Origin of the sequence: Mumia sp., assembly GCF_028803055.1 — a bacterium.
Classification (GTDB): Bacteria; Actinomycetota; Actinomycetes; order Propionibacteriales; family Nocardioidaceae; genus Mumia.
This window is the reverse complement of record NZ_JARBCJ010000130.1, coordinates 1-10,015: the sequence shown is the minus strand read 5'-3', so window position 1 is coordinate 10,015 and position 10,015 is coordinate 1. Positions and strand designations below refer to the sequence as shown.

At 71.5% G+C, this 10,015-nt stretch carries 8 protein-coding genes and 1 pseudogene; 3 read left to right on the top strand and 6 right to left on the bottom strand.

Annotated elements, in window-relative coordinates:
* Positions 1-34 precede the first annotated feature (34 nt).
* Positions 35-742 carry a GntR family transcriptional regulator gene (locus PV363_RS12620; protein ID WP_220341245.1) on the top strand — a complete coding sequence of 236 codons (708 nt, stop codon included), beginning with the start codon at positions 35-37 and terminating at the stop codon, positions 740-742.
* A 65-nt stretch (positions 743-807) separates the two neighbouring features.
* On the opposite strand, the gene PV363_RS12615 is transcribed toward PV363_RS12620, so the two are convergent.
* Positions 808-2,490 (bottom strand): nitrilase-related carbon-nitrogen hydrolase, encoded by a 1,683-nt coding sequence (locus PV363_RS12615; RefSeq protein WP_301022490.1) that lies wholly within the window; start codon positions 2,488-2,490, stop codon positions 808-810.
* Between the two features lie 74 nt (positions 2,491-2,564).
* Between PV363_RS12615 and PV363_RS12610 the strand changes: the two genes are divergently transcribed.
* Positions 2,565-3,980 (top strand): MFS transporter, encoded by a 1,416-nt coding sequence (locus tag PV363_RS12610; protein ID WP_220346904.1) that lies wholly within the window; start codon positions 2,565-2,567, stop codon positions 3,978-3,980.
* Between the two features lie 62 nt (positions 3,981-4,042).
* On the opposite strand, the gene PV363_RS12605 is transcribed toward PV363_RS12610, so the two are convergent.
* From PV363_RS12605 to PV363_RS12595, 3 genes are read right to left on the bottom strand one after another with little or no spacing between them, the layout of a single operon-like run.
* Positions 4,043-4,621 (bottom strand): hypothetical protein, encoded by a 579-nt coding sequence (locus PV363_RS12605; protein ID WP_220346903.1) that lies wholly within the window; start codon positions 4,619-4,621, stop codon positions 4,043-4,045.
* The gene (locus PV363_RS12600; RefSeq protein ID WP_220341241.1) at positions 4,618-5,280 is read right to left on the bottom strand and encodes an isochorismatase family protein; all 663 of its coding nucleotides are present in this window, start codon (positions 5,278-5,280) and stop codon (positions 4,618-4,620) included. The genes PV363_RS12605 and PV363_RS12600 overlap by 4 nt, the downstream gene beginning before the upstream one ends.
* Positions 5,280-6,488: a CoA transferase gene (locus PV363_RS12595; RefSeq protein ID WP_301022489.1), complete on the bottom strand. Its 1,209-nt coding sequence runs from the start codon at positions 6,486-6,488 to the stop codon at positions 5,280-5,282. The genes PV363_RS12600 and PV363_RS12595 overlap by 1 nt, the downstream gene beginning before the upstream one ends.
* A gap of 55 nt (positions 6,489-6,543) precedes the next feature.
* Between PV363_RS12595 and PV363_RS12590 the strand changes: the two genes are divergently transcribed.
* Positions 6,544-7,467 carry a hydroxymethylglutaryl-CoA lyase gene (locus tag PV363_RS12590; RefSeq protein WP_301022488.1) on the top strand — a complete coding sequence of 308 codons (924 nt, stop codon included), beginning with the start codon at positions 6,544-6,546 and terminating at the stop codon, positions 7,465-7,467.
* A gap of 80 nt (positions 7,468-7,547) precedes the next feature.
* Here the strand turns inward: PV363_RS12590 and ffh are convergent, their stop codons facing one another.
* Complete coding sequence (gene ffh, locus PV363_RS12585) at positions 7,548-9,116, bottom strand: signal recognition particle protein (RefSeq protein ID WP_220346899.1); 1,569 nt, start codon at positions 9,114-9,116, stop codon at positions 7,548-7,550.
* 127 nt (positions 9,117-9,243) lie between these two features.
* Positions 9,244-10,015: pseudogene (locus tag PV363_RS12580) on the bottom strand (hypothetical protein); the annotation flags it as partial.

Here is a 10,015-nt window from a genome sequence, read left to right as displayed (position 1 = left end):
GACAGCGCCGTACCCGGATCCGAGGAGCACCCGCATGGCACGACGAAGCCGGTCCGACCGGGCCACCCGCCCGATCGCCCACGTGTCGCTCGTCGACCGTGTGACGAGCGAGCTGAGGGCGTCGATCCTCACGGGGGAGATCCAGCCCGGGTCGTCGGTGTCGATCGTCGAGCTCTGCGAGCTGTACGACGTGAGCCACATCCCCGTCCGCGAGGCACTGCGCCGCCTCGAGAGCGAGGGCATCGTCAGCCTGCGTCCCGGACGGTCCGCCCTCGTGGCAGCGCTGAGCCCGGAGGACCTGGCAGACATCTACCGCCTCCGCCGCCTGATCGAGGGCGACCTCGCGGTCAAGGCGGCCCGCAGCATGACCGAGGAACGCCTCGCCGACGCCGAGCAGGCCCTCGAGGAGTACGCCGCGATCGAGCGCGAGCCCGCGACTCTCGCGGCCGCCCACCACGCCTTCCACGAGACGCTCCTGCTCGATGTGATGGGCAACGTCGACAGGAACGTCCTCGAGCTCCTCTGGCACTCGGCCGACCGCTACCTGCACCTGCTCATGAAGGACCTCGACCACGCTCCCGAGACCAAGGAGCAGCGCATCGACGAGCACCGCGAGCTCCTCGAGCTCGCGCGAGACGGCAAGGCTGCCGCCTTCAAGAAGTCGTGGATCGCCCATCTCGACGCCAGTGAGCGGTCGCTGATGGCCGCTCTCGGCAGCCGCGACGTGGCCGACAGCGCCTGATCGACCCCGCCTGATCTGCCGCGCCCGATCTGGCGCCGGCGTCCTCGCTCAGGCTGACGCGCCGCTCACGCGGAGGCCTCAGCCAGGTCGTGCGGGCGGACGAGCGCGTCGGCCAGGGCCCACGGGCGACCGTCGACGACGTCGGTGCCGCGAGAGACGAAGCGGTTGACCGCTTGCTCGGGTCTCAACGTCGCGGTCGTCACCGAGCCGGCCGAGAAGACAGGCTCGGACCTGCTGATGACGCCGTCGAACTGCCATCCGCCGCTCCACAGGGTGAAGTCGGCCGACAGCGGGACGAGCATGCCCGCACCGTGCGTGCCCGGTCGGGAGGCGACAGCGAGATTGAGCCGGTTCTCGGCGGCCCGCTCGAGCAGCAGGAGATCAAGGTCGTGCGCGGCAGCCGTGGTGAACGGCACCGCGACCACGTCGGCATCCTGCAGTGCCGCGAGTCGGAAGGTCTCGGGATAGAGGGCGTCGTCGCCCACCACCACGGCCAGTCGGCCCCAGGGGAGGTCGATCACGTCGAGACCCTCGCTGAGCCTTGTCGCCCAGGCGGCGTGCCGCGCGCAGGTGTGCAGCTGCGGTTGCGAGTGCACCACGCCACCGGCACCCACCAAAAGGCCGACGTGCCGGTCGTCGTCGACGACCGAGGTGACGGCCAGCGTCGTCGTACCGGCGAGGGCGTCTCGGAGCGCCTCCGTGGTGAGCTGCGGAGACGCACCGGGAGTGGCCACACCGTGCGCCCACCCGGCGAGCTCGGGGAGGACCACCAGCTCGGCGCCGCCGGAGGCCGCCTCGCGGACGAGGGCGAGGACGTCGTCGCCCTCGCGCGGGGCCAGCACGGCGGCCTCGAGCGTCGCCCTCCCGGCGGGCGCGCGACGACCTCGCGGCGCCTCGACGATCGCGCCGTACAGCTCCGGCCGACGTGAGGCGAGGAGGTCGGTGCCGTCGGGCCGTCGCTTGTCGTCAGCCTCGGCGACGTCGATGTCGGCGATCACGACCGCCTCACCGGTCCGGGGCCCGCGAGCGACGACGGTCCCGTCGGGGGCCACGATCTGGCTCTCCCCCGCCCCGTGGAGCAGCTCGGTCGGCACGCCCACCGCGGTCGCGACCGCGTCGATGCTGTGCCCGGGCACCAGCGGACCGACCTTGTTGGCCGCGACCACCCACACCCGGTTCTCGACGGCGCGCACCGGGACGTGCAACGACGCCTCGTCGAGCGCGAAGGAGTTGAGACTGTTGAGCAGGATCTGCGCCCCGCCGACGGCGAGCATACGCGGCGTCTCGTTGATGACGCCGTCCATGCAGGAGTAGAGGCCGATCCGGCCGAGCGGTGTCTCGACGACCGGCGACGCCTCGGTGGCCGGGTCGAGGTGGTCACGCTCGCTCCCCATGAGGACCTGTTTGTCGCTGGTGGCGAGGACCGAACCGTCGGGCCCGAGGAGGACGTTGCTGCCGGTCGTCCGGCCGTCCTCCTGGGCGAGCGTGCAGTTGACGAGGAGATAGAGCTCGTGCTCGGCAGCGGTCGCGGCGAGAGTCCCGACGAAGGGGCCGTCCAGCGTCTGCGCCATCCGGCGCGCGTGGTCACGGTCGGCGTACCAGGAGACGTGATTGCCGAACTCCGGGAGCACGACGATCTGCGCGCCCTGGCCGGCGGCGGCCTCGACGAGGCGGACGGCACCGGCGAGATTGGCCTGGGTGTCCTCGGTCACGGCCAGCTGGATCGCGGCGACGCGTACGACTGTCATGCGTAAACCATATATCCTTCTACGATCGTCCCCTAGACTTTCACGAACCTGAATGCCGACGAGAGGACCCGGACGTGAGCGAGCCGAAAGAGCCGCCGGCGCTCGAGCAGGACGCGGTGCCTCCCCCGGCCGGCGCGAAGACCACTGTCCCGCTCGACGTGTTCGTGGGACGCCCCCCGGTCGACGTCGACCTGGCCCGTCCCGCTCCCTTCGGGTGGTGGCCGGCCATCGTGATCGCCCTCGTGGCGTTCATCGACCGCGTGGAGGTCAACCTCATCGCCGGCGCCCTGCCCGCCATCCAGGAGGAGTTCGGGTTCAGCGACACCATGGCCGGCGCCATCCCGACCGCAGCCGCCCTGGCCGGCGTCGTGCTCCTCCTCCCTGCCGGTCGGCTCGCGGACAAGGGTCGCCGGACGAGCATCGTCGCTCTCGTCGTGCTCGTCTGGGCGGTCTGCTCCGTGCTGAGCGGCCTCGCGACGACGTTCGCGCTGTTCTTCATGACGCGCATCATGCTCGGTGCCGCGGGTCAGCTCTACAACCCCCCGTCGTCCAGTCTCCTCGCCGACTTCTACCCGGGGACCTCCCGCGGGAAGGCATTCGGCCTGGAGCGGGCCGGCTACTACATGGGCCTCCCCATCGGCGTCGCCGTCGGTGGCGCGATCTCCGAGGCGCTCGACTGGCGGTCCGTGTTCTTCCTGGTCGCGGTCCCCGGGGTCCTCGTCGCGGCGCTCGTCCTCACGGTCCGCGAGCCGATCCGCGGGATCGGCGACCGCATCGACCGCCTCCGCGCCGCGACGGTGGCGGGCGCGGCTGCCGATCCCGACGGTGAGGCGCCGCCGCCGAGCCTCACGACCTCGATGTTCAGGGAGGCGCGCGCGGTCCTCGCCATCGCGTCGCTGCGGGGGATCACCATCAGCCTCGCGTTCCTCTACCTCGGTCTGGGAGGCCTCTTCTACTGGCTCCCGACGCTGCTCGAGCGCACCGAGGGACTGGCGAACGACTCCGCGGCGGCCATCACCGGAGGGATCGGCGGCGTCGGCATCGTGGTCGGCATCGTCCTCGGCAGCCGGATCGGCGACCGGCACCACGGCACGCGGTCGGGGTGGCGCATCCGCGTGAGCATGTGGTTCCTGCTCGTCGGCGCCGTGTCGATCACCGGCGTCGTCCTGCTCCCGGGCCTCGGGCTTCGGATCGCTCTCGTCGCGGTGGCGTGCGTGGGCTTCTCGGGAGCCATCCCGAACCTGACAGCCGCCTCCGCCGACGTCGTACCCGCCGAACGACGAGGCCTCGGTTTCGCCGTCGTGCAGTTCCTGCTCAGCCTCGGTGGCGCAGGCGGGCCGCTGCTCATCGGCGCCGTCTCCGACGCCACCGGATCGATCAACACCGCGTTCCTGGCGTTGGTGCCGCCGCTGTTCACCAGCGTCCTGATCCTGCGGTGGGCCGCTCGGACGTACGACAAGGACGCGGCACGAGCGCTGTCAGGACGCTGACACGACAGACGAGCCCCCCACCCGATGTCGGGTGGGGGGCTCGCGCTCGTTTCGGGACGTCGTCAGGCCCAGTGGCGGACGACCGCCGTGCCTTCACCCGAGGGAGCGGCTTCTCCGGCCGCGAGGTGCGCCCACCGTCCCAGCGCGGGCCAGTAGACATCGGCGTCCGTCGGGAAAGCGCCGAGGTCGGCGCCGTCACGCAGCTCCACCGATCCGGACAGCGCTCCTCCGCCAGGGCGTACGACGCCCGGCGCGAGGTCGGTGACGGCGATCGTTCCGGGCTCAGGGGCGACGCCCTCGACCCAGCCGCCGGCCGCCCCGCTGAACCAGACGAGCGCACGCGTCTCGTCCTCGACGCCCGTCTCGGAGCGGGTCGCACGCGGCTCCACGACGAGGATCTGCCCCGGACGGCACGTGCTGCCCGACATCGACAGCGCTCCCTCGAGCACCAGCATCTCCTCGCCGGCGGGCTGGTTGCCGGTCATGGCCCGTTGCCACCGTGCGGGGAAACGGACGAGGACGGTGCGGGAGGTGGCGTCGGCGGACTGGTGCAGCAGCACCATCTCCGCCTTCTGGTCGGCACCGGCAGGGGCGAAGCTCGCCCATTCCAGCGCATCGTCGAAGAGATCCTGCTCGATCACGGTACGGCTCCTTCTGAGGTGCGGGACAAGGATGGGGCGAGAAAGTGAGCGACCACGTCGCTCACCGCGACCACGTCCGCATACTTCGCGTCGAGGTCGAAGAGGTTGTGCTCGTGCACGTCCACGTCGCGGTCCCCACAGGCGTCGGCAGCGACGATCGGGCGGAAGCCGTGCTGGAGGGCGTCGACCGCCGTGGCGCGCACGCAGCCGCTGGTCGAGAACCCGACCACCACGACCGTGTCGACGCCCCACGCCGTCAGGGTGGAGGCCAGCGAGGTGCCGAAGAAGGCGGACGCGTACTGCTTGGACACGACGACCTCTCCCGGCAGCGGAGCCGGCTCGTCGGGGAACGCCGCCCACGGCGAGCCCGCCTCGAAGGCGGCGAGCGCCGGCACCTTGCGCCGGAACAGGCCGCCGTCGGCGCCGCCGGCCATCAGCCGTACCTCGGTGAAGACCACGGGGACACCGCCGGTCCGGGCCGCGTCGACGACCTGCGCTGCGGCCTCACGAGCCCGCTCGAAGCGGCCACCGCGATCGCTGAGCGGTGACTCCGGGTCGAGATAGGCGGTCACGACGTCGACCACGACCACAGCCGGACGCTCACCGAAGCCCAGGCGGCCGAGGAAGCCCGCCGCCGCGTAGTCGTCGCCGCGCTCCATCAGATGACGCCGGCCTCGGCAAGCGCCGCCCGCTCGTCGTCGGAGAGACCGAGCAGCGTGCCGTACACCTCGTCGTTGTGCTCGCCGAGCGACGGGCCCGTCCAACGGATGCTTCCGGGAGTGCCCGAGAGGCGCGGGACGACGTTGGGCATCGCGAGCGTGCCGAAGGTCGGGTCCGGGACACGGACCACGGCTTCACGCGCCGCGTAGTGCGGGTCCTTGAGCATGTCGGCGGCACGGAAGATGCGCCCTGCGGGGACACCGGCCTCGTGCAGCAGCACCAGCAGGGCGTCGGCGTCGTACTTCGCCGTCCAGTCGGCGATCCGGTTGTCGAGCTCCTCCTGGTGGGCCCCGCGCGCCCCGTGGGTCGCGTAGGACGGAAGCTCGGCGAGCTCCGGCTCCCCCATCGCCGCAGCCAGGCGTCGGAAGACGGTGTCCTGGTTGGCGGCGATGAGGATGGTGTGGCCGTCCGCGGTCGGATAGACGTTGCTGGGAGCGACGTTGGGCAGGATCGGACCGGTCCGCTCACGCTGGTAGCCGGCGACGTCCCACTCGGTCACCAGGCTCTCGGTCATCGCGAGCACGGCCTCGTAGATCGCGCTGTCGACGACTTGTCCCTCACCTGTCCGCTCCCGGTGCAGCAGCGCGGCGAGCGTCCCCACGGTCGCATGGGTCGCGGCGAGCGAGTCGCCGATCGAGAGCCCGGTCCGCGACGGCGGTCGGTCAGGCTCACCGGTGATGTAGCGAAGCCCACCCATCGCCTCACCGATGGACCCGTACCCGGCACGGCCGGCGTACGGGCCCGTCTGGCCGTAGCCGCTGACCCGGACGAGGACGATGCCGGGATTGCGCTCCTTGAGCCGGTCGTAGCCGAGGTTCCACCGCTCAAGCGTGCCGGGCCGGAAGTTCTCGAGGACGACGTCGGCGTGCTCGACGAGGCGCAGGAAGAGCTCTTGGCCCTCGGGTCGGCGGAGGTCGAGGGTGACCGAGCGCTTGTTGCGCGCCACGACGGGCCACCACAGCGAGTGGCCGTGCGGCTTCTCGCGGCCCCACTGGCGCATCGGATCACCGACACCCGGCGCCTCTACCTTGACCACGTCGGCGCCGAGGTCACCCATCAGCTGTCCGGCGAAGGGACCCGCGAGCAGCTGGCCCGCTTCTACGACACGCACCCCGGCGAGAGCGCCGGGCGTCTGCTCCATTGACATGGACAAGATCGTATATCAGATAGACTCCGACGCCCAGGGATCCCAGGAGGACGCGATGACAGCGAGCACCATGCCCCAGGCGGTCGAGATCGTCGAGGTCTCTCCCCGCGACGGTCTGCAGAACGAGGCCACGATCCTTCCCACGTCGGTGAAGGCCGAGCTGGTGCGCCGCAGCCTCGACGCCGGGGGGCGACGGATCGAGGTCACCGCCTTCGCCCGGCCCGACCGCGTCCCCCAGATGGCCGACGCCGAGGACCTCATGGCGGCGGTGCGCGACGACCCGCGACTGAGCGCGATCGGGCTGGTCCTGAACCGTCGTGGGCTGGACCGCGCCATCGCGGCGGGCTGCGACGAGGTCACCGTCGTCGTGGTCTCCTCCGAAGGCCTCGCCGTGCGCAACCAAGGCGTCGGGACGTACGACCAGGTGGCCGCGTGGCATGCCATCGCACCGGTCGCACGCGCCGCAGGACTACGGACGTCGGTGATCCTCGCCGCAGCGTTCGGCTGTCCCTTCGACGGCGAGGTCCCCACCAGCCGCGTGCGCGACGTTGCCGCCGCGGTCCTGGACGAGGCGCCGGACGAGCTGGCGGTCGCCGACACGATCGGCGTCGGGGTGCCGACCCAGGTGACCGAGCTCGTCTCCGCGCTCGGCGACCTCGCGCCCGACGTGCCGCTCCGGGCGCACTTCCACAACACCCGCAACACCGGCTACGCCAACGCGCTGGCCGCGGTGCAGGCCGGGGTCTCGGTCCTCGACGCCTCGGCCGGCGGGATCGGCGGATGCCCCTTCGCTCCGGGCGCGACCGGCAACGTGGCGACCGAGGACCTGCTCTATCTGCTCCACCGCTCCGGCTTCACCACCGGTGTCGACCCGACCCAGGTCGCCGAGACCGGCGCGTGGATCTCCGAGCAGCTCGGGCTCCCCCAGGCTCCTGCGCAGCTCGGCCGGGCCGGCTGGTTTCCCTCGCGGGGGCAGTGACCTGCGGCCGTACGGCTCAGGCGCCGTACGGCTCAGGCGGCCGTGGACCTCCGGGCGGCGCGGACCCGACGGGCCGCACCTCAGAAGAGGTCGCGGATCTCCTTGGGGATCTCCACGTCGCCGTCGGGCTGCGGGGTGCCACCAAAGCCGAACGCCGAGGCGCCGTCGGCCTTGGGCTTGGCCGCCTCGGCCTGCGCCGCGGCAGCGCGCTTCGCCGGGTTGCCGGAGACGCGCTTGCCCTTGCCCTTGCCCTTCTTGGCCTGCTGACGGGCACCCGCACGCTTGCCACCCATGCCGGGCATCCCGGGCATCCCGGGCATGCCGGGCATCCCCGGCATCCCGCCGCCCTTGGCCATCTGCTGCATCATCTTGCGGGCCTCGAAGAAGCGGTCGACGAGCTGGTTCACGTCGCTGACCTGGGTCCCGGAGCCACGTGAGATGCGCGAGCGGCGGGAGCCGTCGATGATCTTGGGGTTGTGGCGCTCCGCCGGCGTCATCGACTGGATGATCGCCTGGATCCGGTCGATCTCGCGCTCGTCGAAGTTGGCAAGCTGGTCCTTGAACTGGCCGGCGCCGGGCAGCATCCCGAGGATCTTGCTGAGCGACCCCATCTTGCGGACGGCCTGCATCTGCTGGAGGAAGTCGTCCAGCGTGAAGTCGCCGCTCTTGCCGGCGAGCTTTTCGGCGGCCTTCTGCGCTTGCTCGACATCGAAGGCCTTCTCAGCCTGCTCGATCAGCGTCATCATGTCGCCGAGATCGAGGATGCGCGAGGCCATCCGGTCGGGGTGGAACACGTCGAAGTCGGTGAGCTTCTCGCCGTTGGAGGCGAACATCACCGGGCGGCCGGTCATCTGCGCGATCGAGAGCGCCGCACCGCCGCGCGCGTCGCCGTCCAGCTTGGACAGCACGACGCCGGTGAAGTCGACCCCCTGGAGGAACGCCTCGGCGGTCCGCACGGCGTCCTGGCCGATCATCGCGTCGACGACGAAGAGCACCTCGTCGGGATCGGTGGCGTCACGGATCTCCGACGCCTGCTTCATCAGCTCCTCGTCGATGCCGAGGCGACCGGCGGTGTCGATGACGACCACGTCGTGCAGGGACTTGCGCGCCTCCGCGAGAGCGTCCTTGGCCACCTGGACGGGGTCGCCGACACCGTTGCCGGGCTGCGGGGCGTACACGTCGACCCCGGCCCGCTCGCCCACCACCTGCAGCTGCGTCACCGCGTTGGGGCGCTGGAGGTCGGCCGCCACCAGCATCGGCGAGTGACCCTGGCCCTTGAGGTAGAGGCCGAGCTTGCCCGCGAGCGTCGTCTTGCCGGCGCCCTGGAGGCCGGCCAGCATGATCACGGTCGGCGGGTTCTTGGCCAGCCTGAGCCGACGGGTCTCACCACCGAGGATGCCGACGAGCTCCTCGTTGACGATCTTGATGACCTGCTGGGCAGGGTTCAGCGCCTGGCTGACCTCAGCACCACGGGCGCGTTCCTTGACCCGGGCGACGAACTCCTTGACCACGGGCAGCGCGACGTCCGCCTCGAGCAGAGCCACCCGGATCTCTCGGGCGGTGGCATCGATGTCGGCCTCGGACAGCTTGCCCTTGCCGCGGAGGTTGCGGAAGGTGGTCTGCAGGCGGTTCTGGAGTGTGTCGAACAAGACAGCCGTTCCTCACAGGTGTCGTGACAGCCGCGACGTGCGGCGTGCGCGGGTTCCAGCCTAACGGCTGCCCCGAAGCGACCCTCCGCCCGTACGCCCGTCGCGTCGTCGGGGGCGGATGCGCCCGTCAGAGCGGAAGCCCTCGCAGCCGTTCGACCAGCGCGTCCGCCTGCTCCGTGCTCAGCGTGGCGCCCGCGCCGTCGACGACGTAGAAGACGTCTCGAGCCTGCGGCCCGAAGGTCGAGAGGTGGGCCGAGCGGATGCCGTAGCCCTCCTGGGTGATGGTCCGCGCGACGGCCCACACGAGGCCGCGCTGATCCTGAGCGCGCACCTCGACCACCGCCGAGGTCGACGAGTCGTGGTGGAGCATCACCTGAAGAGGCTCCGTCGGCCCCTCCCCCGACGGAGCGAGACGGTCGTCCAGCGACAGCTGACCCTCCAGCACCTGCCGGATCCGGCGGACGAGACGTGCCTCGTCCACGTCTCGACCGGCCACCTCCCAGATGCTGGTCGTCGTCCCGTCGCGCTCGACCAGCCGCGCCGACCGGATCTGCTGACCGGCGACGCTGAGGGCGCCGGCGAGATCGGCGAGCAACCCGTGACGGTCGGGTGCGGTGACCTGGACCAGCGATCCCTCGTGGTGCCCGGCGACGTCGACCAGGAACGGCGCGTCCCCCAGCACCCTCGACGGGACCGCGAGTCCCGCCGGCCAGCCCTCGTACGAGGGGTCGTCCAGCGCCGCGGCGTCGCCGAGCACGACCCGCACCTTCGCCGCGAGCCCTCGGATCAGCCCGGACCGCCACGCGGACCAGGCCTGCGGGCTCGTCGCGCGGGCGTCGGACTCGGTGAGCGCGAGGAGGAGGTCGAGACGGTCGGCGTCGCCGACGAGCGCGGCGACG

What these genes read in the sequence shown, in the direction of transcription:
- PV363_RS12620 (WP_220341245.1), top strand. Translation starts at nt 35, where the DNA reads ATGGCACGACGAAGCCGGTCCGACCGGGCCACCCGCCCGATCGCCCAC.
- PV363_RS12615 (WP_301022490.1), bottom strand. Translation starts at nt 2,490, where the DNA reads ATGACAGTCGTACGCGTCGCCGCGATCCAGCTGGCCGTGACCGAGGAC.
- PV363_RS12600 (WP_220341241.1), bottom strand. Translation starts at nt 5,280, where the DNA reads ATGGAGCGCGGCGACGACTACGCGGCGGCGGGCTTCCTCGGCCGCCTG.
- PV363_RS12595 (WP_301022489.1), bottom strand. Translation starts at nt 6,488, where the DNA reads ATGTCAATGGAGCAGACGCCCGGCGCTCTCGCCGGGGTGCGTGTCGTA.
- PV363_RS12590 (WP_301022488.1), top strand. Translation starts at nt 6,544, where the DNA reads ATGACAGCGAGCACCATGCCCCAGGCGGTCGAGATCGTCGAGGTCTCT.